Origin of the sequence: Oceanobacillus sp. MO10714A, from assembly GCF_037072045.1 — a bacterium.
GTDB lineage: Bacteria > Bacillota > Bacilli > Bacillales > Amphibacillaceae > Oceanobacillus > Oceanobacillus indicireducens.
In genome coordinates, this window is record NZ_JAXHDC010000026.1 from 1 (window position 1) to 21,185 (window position 21,185).

Annotated in this window: 23 protein-coding genes and 1 pseudogene; 5 read left to right on the forward strand and 19 right to left on the reverse strand. The window is 39.2% G+C overall.

Going from position 1 to position 21,185, the window contains the following annotated elements; all coding sequences use genetic code 11:
- Both SPD53_RS12790 and SPD53_RS12795 read right to left on the reverse strand, forming a co-directional pair.
- A partial coding sequence (locus SPD53_RS12790; protein WP_336252795.1) for an MsnO8 family LLM class oxidoreductase occupies positions 1 to 345 on the reverse strand: 345 nt, incomplete at its 3' end.
- Positions 346 to 373: 28 nt separating this feature from the next.
- Positions 374 to 1,168, reverse strand: coding sequence for an amino acid ABC transporter ATP-binding protein (locus tag SPD53_RS12795; protein WP_336252796.1), 795 nt, complete (start codon positions 1,166 to 1,168; stop codon positions 374 to 376).
- Positions 1,169 to 1,339: 171 nt separating this feature from the next.
- Here SPD53_RS12795 and SPD53_RS12800 point away from each other — a divergent pair, with 171 nt between their 5' ends.
- Positions 1,340 to 1,729: a hypothetical protein gene (locus SPD53_RS12800; protein ID WP_336252797.1), complete on the forward strand. Its 390-nt coding sequence runs from the start codon at positions 1,340 to 1,342 to the stop codon at positions 1,727 to 1,729.
- Between the two features lie 146 nt (positions 1,730 to 1,875).
- Here the strand turns inward: SPD53_RS12800 and SPD53_RS12805 are convergent, their stop codons facing one another.
- The 5 genes from SPD53_RS12805 to mmgD form a co-directional block, all read right to left on the reverse strand.
- Positions 1,876 to 2,535: a 4Fe-4S cluster-binding domain-containing protein gene (locus SPD53_RS12805; protein ID WP_156856420.1), complete on the reverse strand. Its 660-nt coding sequence runs from the start codon at positions 2,533 to 2,535 to the stop codon at positions 1,876 to 1,878.
- Between the two features lie 20 nt (positions 2,536 to 2,555).
- A complete protein-coding gene (gene nrdD / locus SPD53_RS12810) occupies positions 2,556 to 4,499 on the reverse strand; it encodes an anaerobic ribonucleoside-triphosphate reductase (RefSeq protein ID WP_156856419.1) in 1,944 nt (647 codons plus the stop codon).
- Between the two features lie 233 nt (positions 4,500 to 4,732).
- Positions 4,733 to 5,635 (reverse strand): methylisocitrate lyase, encoded by a 903-nt coding sequence (gene prpB / locus SPD53_RS12815; RefSeq protein ID WP_336252798.1) that lies wholly within the window; start codon positions 5,633 to 5,635, stop codon positions 4,733 to 4,735.
- A 33-nt stretch (positions 5,636 to 5,668) separates the two neighbouring features.
- Entirely contained in the window at positions 5,669 to 7,108 is a 1,440-nt protein-coding gene (locus tag SPD53_RS12820) for a bifunctional 2-methylcitrate dehydratase/aconitate hydratase (protein ID WP_156856433.1), read from the reverse strand.
- Between the two features lie 39 nt (positions 7,109 to 7,147).
- The gene (gene mmgD / locus SPD53_RS12825) at positions 7,148 to 8,257 is read right to left on the reverse strand and encodes a citrate synthase (RefSeq protein ID WP_336252799.1); all 1,110 of its coding nucleotides are present in this window, start codon (positions 8,255 to 8,257) and stop codon (positions 7,148 to 7,150) included.
- A 166-nt stretch (positions 8,258 to 8,423) separates the two neighbouring features.
- Between mmgD and SPD53_RS12830 the strand changes: the two genes are divergently transcribed.
- The 4 genes from SPD53_RS12830 (at position 8,424) to SPD53_RS12845 (ending at position 11,808) form a co-directional block, all read left to right on the forward strand.
- Positions 8,424 to 9,302, forward strand: coding sequence for a LysR family transcriptional regulator (locus SPD53_RS12830; protein ID WP_336252800.1), 879 nt, complete (start codon positions 8,424 to 8,426; stop codon positions 9,300 to 9,302).
- A 601-nt stretch (positions 9,303 to 9,903) separates the two neighbouring features.
- Positions 9,904 to 10,209, forward strand: a complete 306-nt coding sequence (locus tag SPD53_RS12835; RefSeq protein ID WP_156856415.1) for an MGMT family protein — start codon at positions 9,904 to 9,906, stop codon at positions 10,207 to 10,209.
- A gap of 93 nt (positions 10,210 to 10,302) precedes the next feature.
- The gene (locus SPD53_RS12840) at positions 10,303 to 11,256 is read left to right on the forward strand and encodes a bile acid:sodium symporter family protein (protein ID WP_336252801.1); all 954 of its coding nucleotides are present in this window, start codon (positions 10,303 to 10,305) and stop codon (positions 11,254 to 11,256) included.
- 201 nt (positions 11,257 to 11,457) lie between these two features.
- A complete protein-coding gene (locus SPD53_RS12845; protein WP_156856413.1) occupies positions 11,458 to 11,808 on the forward strand; it encodes a hypothetical protein in 351 nt (116 codons plus the stop codon).
- Between the two features lie 353 nt (positions 11,809 to 12,161).
- On the opposite strand, the gene SPD53_RS12850 is transcribed toward SPD53_RS12845, so the two are convergent.
- From SPD53_RS12850 to SPD53_RS12905, 12 genes and pseudogenes are all read right to left on the reverse strand, one after another.
- Complete coding sequence (locus SPD53_RS12850) at positions 12,162 to 12,968, reverse strand: enoyl-CoA hydratase/isomerase family protein (RefSeq protein ID WP_188856207.1); 807 nt, start codon at positions 12,966 to 12,968, stop codon at positions 12,162 to 12,164.
- Positions 12,969 to 13,023: 55 nt separating this feature from the next.
- Positions 13,024 to 13,446: an acyl-CoA thioesterase gene (locus SPD53_RS12855; RefSeq protein WP_188856097.1), complete on the reverse strand. Its 423-nt coding sequence runs from the start codon at positions 13,444 to 13,446 to the stop codon at positions 13,024 to 13,026.
- A gap of 54 nt (positions 13,447 to 13,500) precedes the next feature.
- Positions 13,501 to 14,670, reverse strand: a complete 1,170-nt coding sequence (locus SPD53_RS12860) for a thiolase family protein (RefSeq protein WP_188856098.1) — start codon at positions 14,668 to 14,670, stop codon at positions 13,501 to 13,503.
- Positions 14,671 to 14,758: 88 nt separating this feature from the next.
- Positions 14,759 to 15,163 carry a MaoC/PaaZ C-terminal domain-containing protein gene (locus SPD53_RS12865; protein ID WP_188856099.1) on the reverse strand — a complete coding sequence of 135 codons (405 nt, stop codon included), beginning with the start codon at positions 15,161 to 15,163 and terminating at the stop codon, positions 14,759 to 14,761.
- Positions 15,160 to 15,609, reverse strand: a complete 450-nt coding sequence (locus tag SPD53_RS12870) for a MaoC family dehydratase N-terminal domain-containing protein (protein WP_336252802.1) — start codon at positions 15,607 to 15,609, stop codon at positions 15,160 to 15,162. Before SPD53_RS12870 ends, SPD53_RS12865 begins: the two co-directional genes overlap by 4 nt.
- Positions 15,610 to 15,641: 32 nt before the next feature.
- Positions 15,642 to 16,406, reverse strand: a complete 765-nt coding sequence (gene fabG, locus SPD53_RS12875) for a 3-oxoacyl-ACP reductase FabG (RefSeq protein WP_188856101.1) — start codon at positions 16,404 to 16,406, stop codon at positions 15,642 to 15,644.
- Positions 16,407 to 16,426: 20 nt separating this feature from the next.
- Entirely contained in the window at positions 16,427 to 17,602 is a 1,176-nt protein-coding gene (locus SPD53_RS12880; RefSeq protein ID WP_188856102.1) for an acyl-CoA dehydrogenase family protein, read from the reverse strand.
- 149 nt (positions 17,603 to 17,751) lie between these two features.
- On the reverse strand, positions 17,752 to 18,708 hold the full coding sequence (locus tag SPD53_RS12885; RefSeq protein WP_229782549.1) for an ABC transporter substrate-binding protein: 957 nt from the start codon (positions 18,706 to 18,708) through the stop codon (positions 17,752 to 17,754).
- Entirely contained in the window at positions 18,636 to 18,986 is a 351-nt protein-coding gene (locus tag SPD53_RS12890; protein WP_336252803.1) for a hypothetical protein, read from the reverse strand. The genes SPD53_RS12885 and SPD53_RS12890 overlap by 73 nt, the downstream gene beginning before the upstream one ends.
- Before the next feature lie 33 nt (positions 18,987 to 19,019).
- Positions 19,020 to 19,142, reverse strand: a pseudogene (locus tag SPD53_RS12895) (ABC transporter permease subunit); the annotation flags it as partial.
- 113 nt (positions 19,143 to 19,255) lie between these two features.
- A complete protein-coding gene (locus tag SPD53_RS12900; protein ID WP_336252804.1) occupies positions 19,256 to 19,999 on the reverse strand; it encodes an SDR family NAD(P)-dependent oxidoreductase in 744 nt (247 codons plus the stop codon).
- A gap of 54 nt (positions 20,000 to 20,053) precedes the next feature.
- On the reverse strand, positions 20,054 to 21,034 hold the full coding sequence (locus SPD53_RS12905) for an NADPH:quinone oxidoreductase family protein (protein WP_188856104.1): 981 nt from the start codon (positions 21,032 to 21,034) through the stop codon (positions 20,054 to 20,056).
- Between the last annotated feature and the right edge of the window lie 151 nt (positions 21,035 to 21,185).

The following is a 21,185-nucleotide window of genomic DNA, read 5'->3' on the forward strand; positions in this document are numbered from 1 at the left end:
TGAAAAACCGCCTGGCGCCTTCCCTATCCCGAGCTCAACTCTCCCAGGGGAGAGCAAGGATAATAGCTGGAAATCTTCTACTACCTTGAACGGACTATAATGCTGGAGCATCACTCCGCCTGAACCAACTTTAATCGAAGTTGTTTTTGCTAATAAATGAGAGACGAGCACTTCTGGGGAAGTCCCTGCAAGGTCAAGCGTCTGATGGTGTTCTGAAACCCAAAAGCGTTCGTAACCCCATTCTTCTGCTTTTTGCACCAATTCGACCGTCCGCCTCAACGCATCTCCCGCTGTTTTCCCCGGTGAAATCGGGCTTTGATCAAGTATTCCTAATTTATATGTCAAAGTATTCTCCCCCTCCTATACTTTACGATTACAAGGCTAGCTCCTTTACATGTTCAGTTGGATTAGCCGAGTCGTCAGCAGAGCCATGATTTCGATGGAAGTCCTTTAAAAACTTTTTCGTCCGCTCCTTCTTGGGATGATCGAATATCTCCTCTGGTGTCCCTTGCTCAACAATTGCTCCATCAGCCATGAAAATTACTTTATCCGCGATATCACGGGCAAAGTTCATTTCATGCGTGACGATAATCATCGTTTTATTATGATTCGCGATTTTAGAAATGACACGAAGCACTTCTCCTACCCACTCGGGATCAAGTGAAGAAGTCGGTTCATCGAAGAGAATCGCATATGGATTTACTGCAAGCGCCCGGGCTATTCCAACTCGCTGTTGTTGCCCGCCAGACAGTGCAATCGGATATTGATTCGCTTTATCCAAGATTCCTACTTGACTCAGTAAATCTCTTCCCATTTCTTTCGCAGCTTCTTTTTTCATTTTCTTCGCTACGACTAAAGCATGGGTGATATTTTCTAATGCTGTTTTATTTTTAAATAAATTGTAATGCTGAAACACCATAGAGGTTTGCATTCTTAATTTATTTATCGTTGTCCGTTTCGTTTGATTCACGTCTATCGCGACACCACCAATTTCAATTTGACCTGAATCCGGTCTTTCTAAAAAATTCATGCAACGCAGGAGTGTTGATTTCCCGGAACCAGACGGTCCAATAATTACGACAACTTCTCCCTCATCGACATCAAAACTAATGTCTTTCAAGACAACATGGTCTTTAAAGCTCTTCCGTATGTTCGATACTTTTATCATCAATATCCACCTTTCAAGTGCGCAAATTAATAAACTAGTATTCACACCATTTTACTAAGGATTGGAAATTGAATTGATTATAGCACCTAATTAGTCAACTGACAATAGGCAAAAGTCTAATATATTATTTTCCAAGATGAAAAAGGGGAATTAATGCTGAAAATAATCTTAATGTATAATAGTACATATACGATTCAATATTTAATTGTGATTTTTTTCACTAAAAAGGCACTTCAGTCCATTCTAAAAGAAATTTCAATCGAACTCGTATACCTCAGCATAGATAAAGACGCGTTGGATAAAAGAGAAGCAATTACTGCTTGGGACCACGGAAATATGCGATTACGGCAACTTCTTATTATCGTTAAAGAAATTATGAAATACCGGAAGATAAGCGGAATTGATATTTGCGGAGAATATCCGGTAAGTCCGATGACGGAATTTGAACGGGAGATCGTAACAGCAATAAAGAAAAACAGTTACGCAAACGAATTTTTAGTAAAACATATACTGCATTGGTTAAGAAAGACGGATCACGACCCAGAAGTTTTACACGCTTAATACAATGGGGTATAGACAATAACCTCTAACCCAATAGAATGAAGCAAATTTAAGTAAATAATGAACCCCTCTTGAGCCTAATCCAACTCAGGAGGGGTTCTGTCTTATTCCTTATCCAAATAGCTAAAGAAGCTAGACCTGTTCCACTAATTTTCCGGATAAATAAATTCATTCAGGTAATAAGGTACAATACTATCATAATAAGCTTTTCTCTCTTCAACAAAATGTCTTATCTCTGTAAAAAATGCATCATCCAGCAAAGGATAACGAACGGTCCGAACTTGATCCAACACCGAATTATGTTCAATAACCGCGTCAACACTAGCGATTAATTGGTCCACAAGTTTTTCACTCGGCGTGATTCCCATAATGTCATTATAAATTTGTGCATCTTTTTCAGTGTCCAATGCGTGATACGGCAACTTCATATCGATATGGATACCATCAACAAGCTGCTTGTCATATAAAGTCCGTAACTTATTATAATAAATACCGCTTGTCGTTACGATGATTTTCCCATCAAAAAGATTTCTTACTTGCCTCAATAAATCGCAAACCTTGTCCAATGGGTTAATGAGGAATTCCCCACCGCTGAACATAATTGCATCAAACAGAAAACCACTTTTCTTTAAATAGTCATAAAGATCATCTAGCGTTTTATATTCTTTCGGTGTGTTTGCAACGATTTCATCATAATTATGACACCCGAAACAATGGAGTGGACAACCAGATAAAGAATGAATCAATAAAGCCGTATGATCAGGCAAATCGGTAAATGTGCGAATAAAGGTATTATATAGTTTCATTATCATATGTTCACCGTGTATTAACGACGAACAACCTCCTTTAACGCATCTTCTTTCAATCTTTTTCTAATGGTCCAATCATGCCTTCTTGCTTTAGACCAGAAATTATATTTTCCTTCATAATAGCCCTTCTCATCGACGTGGATCCTGTTTCTTGAGATCATTTTCAAATACCCGATCACTCTGCTGAAGGTCGCAATATCTTCTGAATCGCAGACCGGACACTGATCTATATTTTTTGCATCTTCCGCAACGATTCTTTGGCCACACTCCATGCAAGAAGTAATCGTCGGTGTTAATGTAATATAATTGATCGGCTTCTCAAAGATTTTATCCAAATATTTCGCCAAACTTTCCGGTTTTACCTTCGCTTCCAAGAAGTGGTGTAAAACACTTCCAGAGGTTGCATATCCTTGAAATTCAGCGCTATTCTCCAACTGTTCCAGAAAATCCTCTTCCGAAAATGGCGTCATACAACCGCTCGTCAAATATGGATTCTCTCCTTCACCTTGTACAAACACTTCCCGCTCGTTTGCTTTTCCCCATTTCAGGTCATGGCGGGCTAATTTAATCGCTGCATTTTCAGCTGGTGCATATTCAATCCCGCAGGCAACTTTATCGCGTACAATGAATTCATTTACAATCTCGGTCATATATTGCATAATAGCATGAGCAACCATTTTGCCAGCTTTATCTTTCATCCCGTCTTGATATCCTAAGTTAATTAATCCTTCATTCATACCTGTAAGGGCAAACACGTTAAAATAGTTTTTTAAATCTTTATTATAAGCAAAGAAAGTAGGATATAATTCTTTGTTCGCTTCTATCCATTTTCTTTTTGCCATATGCGCTTCTTGCATGACTTCCATATATTCACGGATCTTCACTTTCACAAGTTCCATATCATGTCCGAATTCCAGAAGAACTCGGTTCATATTTAAATTCAGTACTTGGACAGCGCCTGTTGAACCGGTTGATGATCCGAACACGCCTCCTCCAGCTTTCGAGAGCGTTTCTAAATTAATTTGCAGTCTGCAGCAAAGACTTCTGCTCACTTCAGGATCTTTCGCCTGGATTAGCGGATTCAGAGTTTTATAATACGGATCTTCAAATGGCTTTGTTTTAAAGTTTTCGAAATAGACACCACCCCATTGATACATTTTATCCAATAGTTCGATAAACACGGGATTTTCATAATTGAAGTAATCATCAATTTGCACCGTTAATAATGGGAAGGTAAATGGAATGCCATTGCTTCCTGTTCCGTTCCTCATTACCTCAATAATTGCCCGGTTCATTCGGTCAAAGTAAACCTCTGGAATATCTTTATATTGTATATTCCTTCCTTCTCCGCCGATTACAACGTATTCATCCTTGATTTCCTCAGACGGCTTCCCAAACTCTAACGTAATATTTGAAAAACTACTCTGAGCTCCGGACCGAAGCGGCATATTAAGCTCCCAAATCAGACTTTGAAACAGTTCTGCTAATTCCTCATCAGTATACGTAGTGCCCCTGCTTTCTTCATCGAATAAATAAGAAGCTGTAATGGTAGAAAGCTGTGCCAACATCACCGCACCGGAAACCTGTTGGGATACTAATGTAACAACATTACTGAAATGCCTGAGTAAAGTAGGTATCCGCTTCGCTGGTTTAGAAGTAATCATGTTTTTAGCAAGCGTTGGAATTCCTTTTGTCGCGATATCCATACAACTGATGGATACACAATACGGGGCAAGCTGTTTGTCATGGACATAAACGACACCGTCATCATAAAGCTCTTTCATTCTTGGTGGTAGAATTTGTGTAAATAAAAATTCTTCCTCTGCATGATTCGTTAGATTGTGCCTTAAAAGTGGTAAGGAATAGACATAATTACTATTTTCATGTCTTAAATAATCTGTTTGCTTATTCTCTTGCTGTGATGTGAATTTCTGAACAATATCCATTGTACTTTGGAACATATTAATCCCTCTCCTTTAGACATTTTAATCCATAACTTGATGAACCACCTTCACCTTAACACAATATATTGTACCACTAAGTGACTTCCATCACTATATATAGATTGCGTCGAAAAGAGTACGACTATTTGACAGTTTTGTGAGGTTACTCACGGTCCCCTGCATTTTTAACTAATTTGAAAAAGATAGGTGCGGAGGCAAATTCCTCTTTGGCACCTATCTTTTTCAATAGACTAGTCTTCTAATACTGTCTTCGCAATCGTCTGATCTAATTCTTCAAAGTCATCATAAGAAATCGTTTCGTATAGTTCTTTTCTCGTCTGCATATTAAATACACCATCTGCTTGCGAGCCTTGCTCTTTGATTAGGGTAAAGATCCGTTCATATGCCTTTGCTGCTACTCTCAAAGAAGTTACCGGATAAATGACCATACGGAAGCCCATATTCTGAAATTCTTCTGCAGTAATAAATGGTGTCTTCCCAAACTCCGTCATATTCGCCAGCAACGGGGCATCCACTTTTTCAGCAAACAGACGGAATTCTTCATCCGTTTGTAAAGCTTCAGGGAAGATTGCATCGGCACCAGCTTCAACATAACTTGCTGCGCGCCGGATTGCTGCATCTAGTCCTTCCACCGCCCGTGCATCCGTTCTGGCGACGACAACTAAGGAAGGAGCAACTTCTTTAATTGCTTTAATCTTTTGTACCATTTCCTCTGTCGTAACGAGCTGTTTTCCATTTAAATGTCCACATTTCTTGGGAAGCTGCTGGTCTTCAATCTGAACGGCAGCTACATTTGCTTCCACCATTTCCCGCGCTGTGCGTGCCACGTTTAATACACCGCCAAACCCTGTATCAATATCAACGAGTACTGGTAAATTCGTTGCTCTGACAAGATCCCTTGCCCGTTCTGCTATCTCTGTTGCTGTAACGATACCAAGATCCGGCAGTCCTCTGCTCGCCGTATAAGCTCCGCCAGATAAATATAAAACGGAGAAACCTGCGTCCCTTGCAACTAAGGCAGCCATCGCATCATGTGCCCCCGGTATTTGTAAAATATCCTCCGCTTCCATTTCTTCTTTTAATTTTTCAGCTAATTCCTTCTGTGTTGACAGTTGATCCACAATCCACGCCATACCTGCGTCCTCCTTCTCCATCATTGACACGTATTAATTTATAAGAAATAACTCAACAAATTCATTCACATTCATGTTTGCTAACTTTTCATAATCATAGCTTATCGCTTCAATCTTCTTGCGTTGTTTATCTGTATAATGGGTTGCTAAGTTTTCCGTATACTTCTCCATTATTTTCGGAATGGCTTCCTCACGTCTGAAGCGGTGCCCTAATGGATACTCGCGTTCTACTTCTTCTGTCGATGACCCGTCTTTAAAATGAACTTGAACAGCATTCGCGATTGAACGTTTAGCAGGATCTAGATAGTCCTTTGTATATTCTTTATTTTCTACGACGATCATCTTATCACGCAGAATATCAATGATTGGATTTGCTGCAAAATCATCCTCATAATGTTCTGCCCGTATATCTCCTTCAAGCAGGGCGATAGCCGTTATATATTGTAAACAGTGATCCCGGTCTGCCGGATTATTCAAAGGTCCTTTTTTATCAATAATGCGAATAGCAGATTCATGAGTTGTAATCGTAATTTTATCTATTTCCTCTAAGCGACTAGCGACTTCTGGATGTAACTGTACGCCTGCTTCTGCTGCTGTTTGTGCATGAAATTCAGCTGGGAAGGAAACTTTGAACAACACATTTTCCATTACATAACTATCCAGCGGCTGACTAAGCAATAGTTCTTTCTTATTAAATAAAACATCTTGGAATCCCCAACCCGGAGCACTAAGTGCAGTTGGATAACCCATTTCACCTTGCATGGCCATCAACGCTAGGCGTACTGCTCTACTCGTTGCGTCACCAGCGGCCCAGGATTTTCGTGATCCAGTATTCGGGGCATGACGATACGTTCGTAAGCTTCCATTATCAATCCAAGCATTCGTAAGTGCATTCGTTATTTCTTCCCGTCCACCACCAAGCATTTTCGTGACAACAGCTGTTGATGCTATCTTAACAAAAAGGACATGATCAAGTCCTACCCGATTCAAACTATTCTCGAGCGCAAGCACCCCTTGGATTTCATGTGCTTTGATCATCATTTCCAGTACTTCTTCAACTTTAAGCGGTTCTTTCCCCTTCTGAATTCTTACTTGGCTAAGGTAATCAGCAACCGCGAGAATTCCGCCTAAGTTATCGGATGGATGGCCCCATTCCGCAGCAAGCCATGTATCATTATAGTCGAGCCAGCGAATCATCGCTCCAATATTGAACGCTGCTTGAATAGGGTCAAGTACATGAGAAGTTCCGGGAACTCGCGCCCCATTCGGAACAATTGTCCCTGGCACGACTGGTCCAAGCAATTTCGTACATTCAGGATAATCAAGCGCTAAAATACCACAGCCCAACGTATCGAGTAATACATATTGCGCTGTTTGAAAAGCTTCTTCACTCGTAATATCCTTATTTAATACATAATCCGTGATTTCTTCTATTAACATGTCTGTTTTTTGATAATCATCTGTTTGTAGCATCATTTGTCCTCTCCATTTCCATTTTTTATCCATGATTGACTAAGCGTAACGTGCACCGATATAGTTCACACGAGGTCTATAAAGCCGGTTATTACTGTGCTGCTCAATGACATGAGCAGCTAATCCAGCTGTCCGTGCACTGAAGAAAATAGGTGTATAAAGCGGAATCGGTATTCCCAGTTTCCAGTACACGGGCGCTGCGTAATAGTCTAAATTCGGATAAAGCCCTTTTTCCCTTTCCATTATTCTCTCGCCAGCTTCACACATCTCTAGCAGGGAATAATCGCCATCTCGCATGCAGAGCTGCCGGAGAGCTTCTTTCGTAATAAGGGCTCTCGGATCAATTTTCTTCATATAAACCCTGTGACCAAATCCCATCACTTTTTCCTTTTGTTGCAGCTTATTTAGAAGTAATTCCTCAAATTCTTCTACGGTTTGCACTTCATTTAGCATATACATCACCGCTTCATTCGCTCCGCCATGCAAATTCCCTTTTAACGAGGCAATTGCTCCGGTTAATGCGCCGTAGATATCCGAGTTCGTAGAGGCAATTACTCTTGCAGTAAAGGTGGAATTCGGCATTTCATGCTCGCTATATAAAAGGAGCAAACGATCAAAAATCGCTGCTTCTAAATCACTTGGTTTCTTTCCGGTAATCATGTTTAAAAAGTTTGCACTGTAGGATAAATCGGCTTGCGGATAAATTGGCTCCTCCCCGTGGAAAATTCGATAACTATTAACCGTAATCGTCGGTAGTTGCCCTAATAATTGATAGGCCCGTTTTTTATTTGCCGTAAGCGTTCGGTCTTCTATATCCTCATCGAAACCAGCAAGAATGGATAACCCAGTACGCATTCCATCCATTGGATGTGTCTGCTTTGGTAATAAACGAAGCACTTCGATTACAACTTCCGGAACATCATAATGCTGTTTCAGTGTTCCTTCTATGGAGACTTTTTCCGTCGCTGTGGGTAAGGTACCCTCCAATAATAAATGTACAATTTCCGCATACTCCTTGCTCTTAGATAGCTCAATCAGATCATGGCCTTGAATGATGATTTTCTCTTCATCTACATCTAGAAATGAGATTGATGTCTCTGCCGCAATGACTCCTTCTAACCCCGGAACAAACTTTTCCTTTGTTTCCATGAATACCATCCCTCGCTTTTTATTTTCTTACCCACCTGAGAGCGTTGACAAAGAAGTGATCTAGTGACTTTTTCTCATCTGCCATCATTATAATATTGATTGTAAGATTGGAAAAATATATAATATTGATAATTAGCCATAGATTTTTCCTATATCATAGAGGAGGATGTACTTCGTGAATTATCAGGATTGGGAAATGTTAGCCGCTCTCTATACCACCGAGAATATTACGAAAGCCGCAGAACAGTTATTTGTCTCACAGCCTACCCTAACCTCGCGTATTCAGAAATTGGAAGAACATTATGATGTACAACTCATTATCCGGAAACGAAGAGGAGTTACCTTCACACCAGAAGGAGAACAATTAGCGCAGCATGCACAGAATATGATTCGCGAACAACGCATGATTGAAGAAAAAATTAACAATATGAAAAATCAAGTCACCGGTACACTACGAGTCGGCGTATCCAATTTCTTTGCACTTAATAAAATGCCGAAGTTATTGCGATTATTTAAACAGGAATATCCTCATGTAGAATTCCAAATGGTTACCGGATGGAGCAGTGCCATGCACCGCCTCGTTTTAAACAACGAAGTGCATCTAAGTTTTATTAAAGGGGACTATCCATGGAAAGGAAAAAGGGAGCTTTTATATGAGGAAGAAATCTGTGTTGCCTCACCGTGGGATTTCACATGGGACGATCTCCCCAATATGCCCCGGATTGATTATCATACCGACGAAAATATGAAGAGTTTGGTGGATGAATGGTGGTACCATCAATATTCCAAGCGTCCAAATACGACAATCCAAGTCAATCAAGTGGAAACATGCAAAGAGATGATTGTAAATGGTCTTGGTTTTTCCATTCTTGCAAATTTAGTTGTCCGTCCCTATCCAGAGCTATTTGTAAAACCACTCTATAAACCATCAGGAGAGCCAATGATAAGGAAAACGTGGATGTATTATCATGAAGACTCATTACAATTAAACATTGTCCATGCCTTTATTCGTTTTATTAGAGGGGTGGATGTTAAAGCAATATAGTCATTTACTGTATCCTTTCATTCAGCGTAAGTGCAACCTTCTCCTGGAGGTCCGCAGTCCAGACACCTCTCGCTTTCCGCAGGCGGCTGGTGAGCCTCCTCGGGCTAAGCACTAAGGGGTCTCACCTATGCCTTTCGACGAACAGGAAGTTCTAATGCCGGCGTTGGTCACAGGACGTGACCGTTCTTAGACGGCCTCCTGCAGGAGTCTCGAGGTGTCTGGACTGCTCCGAGGGAAAGCCCAACTTGGTACACTATTTTTCATTTAGAAATAAATAGCTTATTACAATGCGATAGTTTCCATTAATAATAACGTTCTCTACCAGTTCAGTTGCCCGGCGGACGGTGACTCCTGCGGGAAAAGCACGTGTCCAGACCTGAGCAGGAAGCGATTTTCTTCCGAGAGCAGACTAAGAACGCTCTTATGTGGCAACGTCTGACATTAACGTCCTGTGAGTCGACGCTGAGGCCGTGCCTTAGGATGCGCATCCGTCCGCCGGGCAACTGAACGGTAATTAGAACGCCAATAGAATGAATGCACAAAATACTTACGCTGAATGAAAGTAATTGTCAGTTGATTTTGAGTGAGAGAGGAGATTTTGATGCTACCATTTACGGAAAAGGTCATTCAAATTATCAAAGATATCCCCGAGGGAAAAGTTATGACTTATGGACAAGTAGCAAAGCTCGCGGGGAATCCACGCGCAGCTCGGCAAGTTGCTCGGATTCTTCATACGATGAGCAGAAAACATCACCTGCCATGGCATCGGGTCATTAATGCTAAAGGACAGATCGCGATGAAAGACGAAGGAAAGTTCAATGAACAGCGCTTGTCTTTGGAAGCAGAGGGTATTGAAGTCAACAATGCTGGAAAAGTTGATTTAATGAAATATAGAGAAGAACCCTAGATTAATTGAGTTATTTATGCTATTATTTTCAATTATACACACAATTAGTATTCGCAATATTTATAGTTTTTATTTAGGGGGAGGTAATTCATTTTGGAAACATTAGGTAAAATAAGTAGATTTGCCACAAGTACATTTGCTTTATGGGTTATTATATTTGCAGCACTTAGTTTCTTTATCCCGCAAGGTTTTGCGCGGATTGCGCCTCACGTATCGCTATTATTAGGTATTATTATGTTCGGGATGGGACTTACCCTTACCGTTGATGATTTTAAAGGTGTGTTTCTTGCTCCAAAAAGTGTATTAATTGGTGTCGTTGCCCAATATACAATCATGCCTCTCACGGCTTTTGCACTGGCGTATGCTTTTAACTTACCTCCTGAAATTGCAGCGGGAGTAATCTTAGTAGGTTGTTGTCCTGGAGGCACATCCTCTAACGTCATGACGTTTATGGCAAAGGGAAATACCGCATTATCTGTAACAATCACTGCGGTTTCCACATTACTTGCACCAATCATGACACCAACACTCACTTATTTACTCGCAAGCCAATGGCTATCGGTTTCCTTCATGGACATGTTCTTATCGATCGTCCAAGTTGTGTTACTGCCAATTATTCTAGGTGTCGTTATTCGAATGCTGTTTAGTAAGCAAGTCAACAAAAGCATGGATGTCTTACCTCTCATTTCCGTCGTCGGGATAGTTGCGGTTGCTTCAGCTGTTGTAGCGGTCAATAAAGAATCGATCATGACGTCTGGACTATTAATTTTTGCAGTCGTCGTCCTCCATAATTGTATTGGATATTTACTCGGATACATCGCTGCAAAAGCACTTAAGCTGGATTTCAAAGATCAAAAAGCAATTTCCATTGAAGTTGGAATGCAGAACTCAGGGCTCGCAGCCTCTCTTGGTCTCGCTCACTTTACACCAATTGCTGCCGTACCTGGTGCTATCTTTAGTGTCTGGCATAATATTTCAGGTCCGCTCCTTGCAAACTGGTGGGCAAAAAGAAGCCAGGATGATTCAGACGATAAGAAAGCAGCATAATATCTTTTACCATTCCAAGACCTGTATGATAGGATTAACCTCCCTATTATGCAGGTTTTTTCCATGAATGAATCGATTCCTATGTATGATTTCACATCTTTTTGCGAATGGATAATAACATACACTCAAAGATGAGGAGGATGTTCTCTGAAATTTTCTATTCGTGGAGACGCTCATAAACTCTATCTTCGTTTAAAAGAAATGCCAACTGAAGAGATAAAAAAGAGTCGTTATTTACAAGAAACGAAAGCAATAAAAGAATTTTACCAAACGCTCGACAAGGAAACATTACAATTAATTTATTACCAAATAGCAAAAGAAAAGAACGGTACCGGGATCATCCCAATCTTTGCAACAGCGATTCCCTGGCTCCTCTTTCTCTTTGCTAATCCGTTGGAAAGTTTTCTTTTTCAAGATGGAAGTTCCTACTGGATAATTTTCGCATTCCTTTATTTAGTTCTTCTCAGCATCAGTTTAATCTTACATTTTAAAGAAAAAGCATGGGCTGTCGTGCATGTGAAAATTATTCAAGACATTTTGGCGGAGCGGTGATAGGTATATCTCAACTTTATCAAATAAAGCCGAAATGATTTACTTTGAAATTCCCCTTTACAAGCGGCTAAATTCATTAATCTAATAAAATACCCTGAGTTCTTCAGTTAATAAAATAAGAAACAGCCTTGAACCCATATGAATAATGAATTCTCGGCTGTTTCATTTGTTCACTAAAGTTTTTGTGTTTCTTATCCTTTTTTACTCTATTTTTAATTTCTCCCAAAGTTATTTACTGATCTGCACGAAACAGCCGAGAAGATAAATTAATGCATGATTAACATTTTCGCTCATTATGGCGTTACTAGCATAATCCTCTCTAAAAGGGGGGCAAAGACTTTTTTCTTAACGATTCAAGTTTGTGCTTTCTCTATTGTTTTACCAAAGTTAGGTTGGCGTTTTTCCTTGAATGCTTGAACACCTTCTTCATGATCTTCCGTAGTAATAAGAGATGCTTGGGCAATACGTTCTAGTTCAAGTATTTCATCTAGTGTAGAATTATAAGATTGATTAGTAATCTTTTTTATAAAGCCATATGCAATAGTAGGACCTAAAGCTAACTTGCCAGCAAATTCATTCACCTTATTTTGAAAGTCATCTAGTGGATAAATGTGATTAACAATACCCAATGCATGTGCTTTCTCAGCAGTAATCGGTTCTGCACTGAATAATAGTTCTTTAGCAAGATAGGGACCTAATAATCTTGGCAAGAAATATAATCCACCACCATCAGATATTAAGCCAACTCTTGAAAAACTTAAGGCAAATTTACTGTTATCTGCAGCTAGTATAAGATCACTTGCCAATGCTAAATTAAACCCAGCTCCAGCTGCAAAGCCATGTACTGCCGCAATAATTGGCTTTTCTAAGTCCCTCATCAATAGAATTAATTCATTCAATGTTCCAATATGATCATAGGCTTCTAACGGCGCTTTCTTTCCCATAGTCTTTACATCTCCACCAGAGCTAAATGATCGTCCTGAACCTGATAGGACAACAACTCGTATTGTTTTGTCGTTTTTAGCAAGCTTAAAAGCATTTATTAAGGCCTCCATCATTTCTGGGCTAAAGGCATTTAAACTTTCCGGTCGATTTAGTGTAAGATGCATTATCCCTGCGTTAATTGTTATAATTAAATCTTCACTTTGAGTGTTTTTCATTATTTTCATTCTCCTTTTAGTTCATTTATTAAAAGCAGACTTTTTAATGAGTGAATCACTTACTTACCCCACTAAAAACTTCTTCAAGTTTATTCCTAATTGAATCTGGAATGGGTTCAGTTTTTTGCTCTGCATAATTAAAACAAACTAATGTAGCTGTGGCACGAGCAACCACTTCTTCTTTACTATTTGTAATTTCATGATGTACCGTAAAGCTCTTTGTTCCAATATCTGTAACAATAGTAGAAACCTTTAATATTTTGCCTCCAAAAGCTTGTGATATATAATCACATTTAGTGGAAGCTAAAATAAAATTAATCATCAATGGATTTTTATTAGTCTTTCCAATTCCAATTTCATAGAAAAACTTTGTCCGTGCTTCTTCAAAATATAAAAAATAACTTGTGTTATTTATATGACCAGCTGCATCTGTTTCCGCAAATCGAACAAATACCTCTATATCAAATGATTTTGTCATGGTAACCTCCCTAAAATTAAATTAATGTTGAAAACCCAAAATCTATCAACCTAGCTATTCCGCCTCAATAATTGTTGCAATACCCTGGCCTCCACCGATACAGGCGGTGATAAGTGCGTATCTCCCATTTGCACGTCTTAATTCATAGACAGCTTTTGTTGCAAGAATTGCTCCTGTGGCTCCTAGTGGATGCCCATGAGAAATAGCACCGCCATTAACATTTAATTTTTCCGGATCTAAATGAAGTTCCCTATCACAGGCAATTACTTGTGCTGCGAAAGCTTCATTTAATTCAATAATATCCATCTCATTTAAATGAAGGCCCGACTTCTCCATAACCTTTCTAGTAGCTGGAACGGGACCTATCCCCATAATATTCGGATCGACGCCAGCAACTGCTGAAGCGCGGATCGTTGCCAATGGCTGAACACCTAATTCTTCTGCCTTTTCTCTTGACATAATCACAAGAGCCGATGCAGCATCGTTTAATCCTGAACTGCTCCCTGCTGTCACTGTTCCTCCTTTTAGAAAAGCCGGTTGTAATTTAGATAACCCTTCGATTGTCGTCTCCGGCCGAGGATGTTCATCCGTTTTAAAAACAATGGGTTCCCCTTTTCGAACTGGAACGCTAATTGGTACAATTTGTTCCTCAAAGCGTCCTTCTTCCATTGCTTTAGCCATTCTTTGTTGACTCCGTAATGAAAATTCATCCTGCTCTTCTCTACTAATTTCATATTTTCTCACCAAATTTTCTGCCGTTATGCCCATTGGTGGATCGCCTATTTCCTTTGGTGAAAGTTGAGAGCCGCGAAACTGTGGTGGTGCTGAACTATATGCCCCTTCAGCTCTGTCCATCAAATATGGTGCACGACTCATACTCTCTGTACCACCAGCAACATAAATATCACCATCTCCTGCTCGAATTGCTTGTGCAGCTAAATGAATAGCATTAATTCCTGAACCGCACTGGCGATCAATTGTAAGACCCGGTAATTCCATTGACAATTCCGTTTGCAAGGCTGTTAACCTAGCAATATTTCCTCCACCACTTAATACATTTCCAAGAATCACATCATCGATAGATTGCGGATCAATACCTGTACGCTTAATTGCTTCTTTAATAACTTCTGCTCCAAAGACATGCGCCGGAACAGTTGCCAAAGCACCACCCTGTCTTGCTATTGCTGTTCGAACAGCTGATACGATAACTGCATCTCTCTCCATTGGATACTCTCCTTATGATTTTACTTTTAATCCATATTTTATTGATATATCCAGACATTTAATAGAAGGAATTCGGTAGTATACGGGTTTAGACATATTTCTTGAATGTGATTGCTCCATTAATTACCTCTTTTCCATCTTGATTCACAGCCGCTACAGTAAAATCAAGTAATCCTTCACGTTCTTTTTGTAGTTTCCCTTTAAGTGTTATAACATCCTCTAGAAAAACCATCCCTGCAAAGCGAATTTTATAATCTTGAATAAATCCTTCTTCTAAATAAGGTGTAAATAATTTTGCTAGGTTCCCCATTGTCCACATGCCATGAGCAATGATGCCAGGTAATCCTGCCTTTGAAGCTTCGGCATCGATTGTATGAATTGGATTAAAATCACCAGATGCACCTGCATATTTTATTAAATCAATTCTTGAAACTGGATGAAGTGTAATCTCTTCCAATGAATCACCAATTTGTAAATCAAAGATGCTAGTCATCTTACCAACTCCTTTCTTACTGTTTTTGTTATAATTACAGATTGCCTTTCCGTATATATAATTTTTCCGTCTTTATCCTCACCACTGCCTTGTAATATTACAAAACTAAGAAGACCCATCTTTCCTGTTTTTTCATAGTAATCAAGAACTTCGGTATAACAATAAACCTCTTCCCCTACCAATAATGGCCTTTTATAATGATATATCTGCTCTCCATGAATAAGACCGACATTTGGTAAGTTAAAATCCTCTATTTCTCCATAGTCGAAAACTCGAGGAAAAGTTGGGGGTGCTATATTTTGCTCGTATCTTGATTGTTTGCCATATTCTTCATCCACATAAATCGGATGTACATCGCCAATAGCTTCTGCAAACTTCTTAACCGCTCCCCTTTCAACAGTGTTTTTTACCTTTTCAGATCTTTTTCCAATTATATCTTTAAACATTTACACAACTCCCCTTTCTCATGTTTATTGATTTAATCTTTTGGTCCACCAGCAACATAAATGACTTGACCATTAACAAATGAAGACTGTTCGTCTGCAAAAAATGCTACTGTATTCGCAATATCAGCAGGCTTTCCACTTCTAGCAACAGGAATAGAAGCTACACTGAATTTCACCATTTCTTCAAATGAAATACCGATTCGTTCAGCTGTTTCTCTTGTCATTTCCGTTTCAATGAATCCTGGAGCTACTGCATTTACTGTAATTCCATATTTTCCAAGTTCAATTGCAAGCGTTTTTGTGAATCCTTGTAATCCTGCTTTTGCTGTTGCATAATTTGCCTGTCCACGATTCCCTAATGCCGAGGTAGATGAAACGTTTATGATTCGGCCATATTTTTTATCCACCATATATTTTTGAGCTGCACGTGAAGCATAAAATGTTCCTTTTAGATGGACATCCATTACTTGTTCCCAGTCACTATCAGTCATCTTAAATAATAAATTATCACGAATAATTCCAGCATTATTTACCAGAATATCAAGTGAGCCGAATGATGTAACAAACTCCTTCATTGCAGCTTCTACTTCATCAGCATTAACGACATCCACGACTTTTGAAAAAACTTCATAACCTTGTTCTTCTAATTCTCTCATTGTTTCACTTAGAGCTGCTTCATTTATATCTATGATTCCTACCTTAGCTCCTTCCTCAGCAAACCTTTGTGCGATACCTTTACCTATCCCTCTACTTCCACCTGTTATAAAAGCAGTTCTTCCATCAAATCTACCCGTCATAAAAAATTCCTCCCTTATTTTTATATAAATTGGCCTACTTTAACATGGCCTTTTAAAAGATTTCTAGAAATAATTAATCGTTGTATTTCATCCGTGCCATCATAAATTCTCCATAATCTAGCTTCACGATACCAGCGTTCAATTGGCAGCTCGCGTGTATACCCCATGCCACCATGAATTTGCAGAACACGATCCACCACATTATTACCTATATTCGCTCCATAAAGCTTTGCTATTGAGGCTAAATGGCGGTTATCTTCTCCCTGATCAAGCGTAAAAGCAGCATTTAATACGAGCCATTTTGCGGCTTCAATTTCTACTGCCGAATCAGCGATTTGCCACTGGATTGCTTGCCTGTCAGCAATCGGCTTTCCAAATGTCTTCCTTTCTTTAGAATAATCAATCGCCATTTGAAGTAGCCTTTCGCTAGCTCCTACAGCAGTCGCACCAACAATCCATCTAGCAAAACCAATCCATTCTAAGCCGAGCTGATAACCACCATCGACTTCTCCTAGAATGTTCTCTTCTGGAACACGTACATTATCAAACACTAATCCTGCCGGTCCCCATTCTCCCATTGTATGAATATATTCTGATTTCCAACCCATTTCCCGATCAACAATAAAGCATGTAACCCCATCTGTGCCTGTACGTTGATGCTTTTCTTTATCTGTCACAGCCATAACCATTACAAAATCTGCTTCATTTCCTCCCGTAATAAATGTCTTTTCTCCATTTATTACCCATTCATTTCCATCCTTTACGGCGGTTGTTTTTAATCCTCTTGTATCCGATCCCGCTCCAGGCTCCGTCATAGCAAAGCATGACTTCTTCTCACCATTTATTGTTGGTATCAAATACTGTTCTTTTTGATCCTCATTTCCATAATAGAGAATGTTATCTGCAGTACCACCGAATTGAAACGGGACAAAAGACTTTGAAACTTCCATTTGTACAATTGCTAGCATCATTTGACCAATATCTGCTCCCCCATATTCAGCGGGTGTATTGATCCCCCAAAATCCAGCTTCCTTTGCTTTCAATTGCAATTCATTTTGTTTTTCTTTAGATAAACTGGGCTTACCTTCCATTTCATTACGAAGGACCTCATTTTCTAAAGGTATCAATTCCTTTTCGACAAACTTTCGGATTGTTTCTTGCACCATTTTTTGTTCATCTGTCAGGCGTAAATACATTTCATGCACTCCTCTTATTTATTAATCACTTCATACCAACTAGTTGGTATGTTTAGTGTAAAATATAAGGAAAAATTCCCCCTACCTTTATTATATATATTCAAGACTGGTTTAATTTTTCCTTTAATGATTAAAAATATTTTCATCCGTTATTCAAATGGAAATATTTCTACCTCTCCATCTTCAACAATGCCTGCATCAAATTTCCATTGAAGACTTCCTACTTCGTCAATTTCATGAAGTGGAAGAACCAAATTATCCTCTGGTATATTTTTTATCCCTTCATTTACAGCTTCCATAATTGCCTTTCTGTCTTCAACTGTACCAGCAACTTTCATTGCTTCTACCAAAACATACACACTCTGATAATTTAGTGCAGATTCAGAAGTTGCGTATGGTTCACCAAAATCCTTTTTATATGTCTCTACAAATCTGTCACTTTGATAAGTATCACTACTCTCAATAGGAAGAGGACCAATTGAACCGTTAAGCAGATCATAGCTTCCTAAGAAACCAGACATTTCCTCTAATTTTGCTTGGTCCATAATCATAAATCCACCCTCGAATCCCAATTCCTTGGCTTGTTTTATAACAAGCGCAGTAGGTTCTGAAGGTCCCCCAACAAAAAGCACATCCGGATCTTCATTTAATGCGTTGGTCATTATGGTAAAATAGTCGGTTTCCTTTGCAAAATCAATCTCAGTTTCATAGACGATTTCTCCCCCCATTTCTTCCCATACAGGAACAATTGATTCAGTCCAGTCCTTACCATATTGGGAGTTTGTAGGAAGGAGTGCCATTTTACTTCCAAATTTTTCGATTTGATATCGACTAAATGGTTCTGTCCAAACATTATATTGGGGTGGGATTCCTATCATTAACTCATTCCCTTGTTCATATTGTCTTGGTTCACTTGTATATGCCATAAGAATGAAATTATCCTCTTCATTAAATTTTTGAGTGGCAAAAACTCCTCCACTGTGAGGTACCCAAACTGCTACAGGATCATTTTCCGAAACCATTCGCTTCACATTTACGCCTGTCTCATTTGGTAAATATTGATCATCAAATGCAACGATTTCAAGTTTATACGTCGTTCCATCCACTTCAAAGCCATTTCATTAATTTCCTCAGCAGCCATCTCTAGTCCATTCATAACGTTAATTCCATATTGAGCAGCCGGGCCACTTAATGGTCCGCTGTAACCTATCTCAACAATCTCCTCTCCTTCACTTAATGTTGGATTTTCTAGAGTTTCTGGCGCTTCTTCCGTTTCACTACTATTTTTATCCCCAGAGTCACTTGATGACATATCTAGACAGGCTGCTAATCCGAATACAAATAGCAATAGGATTCCAAAACAAGAAATGCTTTTAAACCTCATTAATCTGCTTAATAATTTCAAACATCTTTTTTACGCACCATGAGCAAAGTTAGGAACGTGAAGAATTCCGAATACCATTGTCAAACCTAGCGCCACCAAACTGTAAACACTGCCATTAGAAAGCCCGTTTAATAATTGCTGGAGAAATAAATCCATCATTTTCCCTCCTCTTTTTTTCTATTTACTGTTGGGGTAATAATTTTTGAATGTAATTTTCTAATTTATAACAAGTGCTTACTCACGAATAACATCTCTAATGTTTGTAGTCGCTAAATATTAAGCGTACCACCATCAATTACAAGTGTTTCTCCTGTAATAAAGGAAGCTTCATCTGAAGCAAGGAATAATACAGCATTCGCTATTTCTTCCGGTTGTCCGATTCTTTTTAAAGCGTTAGCTGTAGATAAAACTGGCCATTTATCCGTCTTTCTCCAGTCATCAACCATACTTGTTTCAATTATTCCTGGTGCAATGGCATTGATTCGTATATTCTTCCTCCCAAATTCAGTTGCTGTCGATTTAGTAAGTGCAATAACACTGCTTTTTGATGCCGAATATGCCGCAACTAACTTTTGCCCTTTTATGCCTGCAATACTTGCTGTATTTATAATTGAACCTCCCGACTTCATATGCGGAATGGCATATTTCATACCAAGAAATACACCTGTTATATTTATATCCATAACTTTCTTCCATTCCTCAAATGAAACATCGGGCAATTTTTTCTCTACACTATTTACTCCAGCATTATTAAACATAATATCGAGCCGTTCATACTTAGCAATCGTTTCTTGAACCATATTTTGTACTGCATGATCATTAGTTACGTCAGTCTTTATACAATTAGCTTCTCCATTTTCCTTTCTTATTAGATTTACGGTTTCACATGCAGTCTTTTCATTTAAATCAACGACGACCACCCTTGCTCCTTCCCTTGCAAATCGAATCGCTGTTGCCTTACCGATATCTCCACCGCCACCGGTAATGATTGCAACTTTGTTTTTTAAGCGCATAGACTTCCCCCCTTAATATCTGGATTGTTAAACCTATTTATTAAATAAGTGGCCTCATGGCTTAACAATCAATTTCCCATACGTCTTCCTATCGGCTAAAATTTCTAATGCGTCTGGAACTTCTCTAAAATCATACGCTTGATATATTAATGGGCGAATTGATTTTTCATCGTAAAGTCGCATTAAGTCTGCATGGATTTCCCTTACTTTACTAGGGTGTAACCGTGCAAATAATCCCCAATGCACACCAACAATTGAATAGTTTTTAATGAGTGCATGGTTTACAGGTGCTTCAGGTATGCGTCCACCAGCAAAACCGATTACTAACAAACGTCCATCAAATGCAATACATTTACGTGATCTATCAAACACGTCTGCTCCTACTGGGTCATAGATAACATCTGCTCCACGCCCGTTAGTCTCGCTTTTCACAATCTCTACAAAATCATCCATTATATAATCAATAGCTATGTCCGCTCCAAGATTTTTACATATCTGGACTTTATCAGGACCACCGGCAGTTGCTATTACTTTTGCCCCCCTTGCCTTACCAAGTTGGATAGCTGCTGATCCTACTCCACCCGCACCGGCATGCACCAAAAGTACCTCCCCTTTTTGGAGATTACCTCGGTAATATAACCCATAATAAGAAGTTTGATAGGTTATGAACATTGCAGCAGCATCCGTTGCAGCCATTGAATCTACAATAGGATAAACAGATTCCTCTGGAACACTCACCCATTCAGATAACCCTCCATCCGGTAATGGAGGAGTTGCGATCACACGTTGCCCCACTTTTAACTGAGTGTTTTTTCCAATTTCACGAATTACTCCTGAAATCTCCGCTCCTGGCGTAAATGGGATTGGGGGCTTTTCCTGATACTTTCCCTGACAAAGTAATATATCAAAAAAATTAAGTGAAGAGGCTTCTACTTCAATCAGTATTTCACCTTCCTGAATAGACGGTCGTGAATGGTCTTGCAATTCTAATACTTCTCGTGGATTACCTAATTTCGTTACCTTCCAACTACGCATTAAAATTCCTCCTTCTTCGCTCTTCATCCTATATTTCGAATTTAAAAAAGTCGTTTTCCAAAATAATTATACTAAACGTATAGTATGCTTATAAAATGCATTTATAGACGGTATATTCAGCCTATTCACTTTGGATTTTATCTCTCAATAC

Coding starts and splice junctions, on each gene's coding strand:
- SPD53_RS12795 (WP_336252796.1), bottom strand. CDS start 1,168: ATGATAAAAGTATCGAACATACGGAAGAGCTTTAAAGACCATGTTGTC.
- SPD53_RS12800 (WP_336252797.1), top strand. CDS start 1,340: ATGTATAATAGTACATATACGATTCAATATTTAATTGTGATTTTTTTC.
- SPD53_RS12805 (WP_156856420.1), bottom strand. CDS start 2,535: ATGAAACTATATAATACCTTTATTCGCACATTTACCGATTTGCCTGAT.
- nrdD (WP_156856419.1), bottom strand. CDS start 4,499: ATGTTCCAAAGTACAATGGATATTGTTCAGAAATTCACATCACAGCAA.
- prpB (WP_336252798.1), bottom strand. CDS start 5,635: ATGGCGTGGATTGTGGATCAACTGTCAACACAGAAGGAATTAGCTGAA.
- SPD53_RS12820 (WP_156856433.1), bottom strand. CDS start 7,108: ATGCTACAAACAGATGATTATCAAAAAACAGACATGTTAATAGAAGAA.
- mmgD (WP_336252799.1), bottom strand. CDS start 8,257: ATGGAAACAAAGGAAAAGTTTGTTCCGGGGTTAGAAGGAGTCATTGCG.
- SPD53_RS12830 (WP_336252800.1), top strand. CDS start 8,424: ATGTACTTCGTGAATTATCAGGATTGGGAAATGTTAGCCGCTCTCTAT.
- SPD53_RS12835 (WP_156856415.1), top strand. CDS start 9,904: ATGCTACCATTTACGGAAAAGGTCATTCAAATTATCAAAGATATCCCC.
- SPD53_RS12845 (WP_156856413.1), top strand. CDS start 11,458: ATGCCAACTGAAGAGATAAAAAAGAGTCGTTATTTACAAGAAACGAAA.
- SPD53_RS12850 (WP_188856207.1), bottom strand. CDS start 12,968: ATGAAAAACACTCAAAGTGAAGATTTAATTATAACAATTAACGCAGGG.
- SPD53_RS12855 (WP_188856097.1), bottom strand. CDS start 13,446: ATGACAAAATCATTTGATATAGAGGTATTTGTTCGATTTGCGGAAACA.
- SPD53_RS12860 (WP_188856098.1), bottom strand. CDS start 14,670: ATGGAGAGAGATGCAGTTATCGTATCAGCTGTTCGAACAGCAATAGCA.
- SPD53_RS12865 (WP_188856099.1), bottom strand. CDS start 15,163: ATGACTAGCATCTTTGATTTACAAATTGGTGATTCATTGGAAGAGATT.
- SPD53_RS12870 (WP_336252802.1), bottom strand. CDS start 15,609: ATGTTTAAAGATATAATTGGAAAAAGATCTGAAAAGGTAAAAAACACT.
- fabG (WP_188856101.1), bottom strand. CDS start 16,406: ATGACGGGTAGATTTGATGGAAGAACTGCTTTTATAACAGGTGGAAGT.
- SPD53_RS12880 (WP_188856102.1), bottom strand. CDS start 17,602: ATGTATTTACGCCTGACAGATGAACAAAAAATGGTGCAAGAAACAATC.
- SPD53_RS12890 (WP_336252803.1), bottom strand. CDS start 18,986: ATGAGGTTTAAAAGCATTTCTTGTTTTGGAATCCTATTGCTATTTGTA.
- SPD53_RS12900 (WP_336252804.1), bottom strand. CDS start 19,999: ATGCGCTTAAAAAACAAAGTTGCAATCATTACCGGTGGCGGTGGAGAT.
- SPD53_RS12905 (WP_188856104.1), bottom strand. CDS start 21,034: ATGCGTAGTTGGAAGGTAACGAAATTAGGTAATCCACGAGAAGTATTA.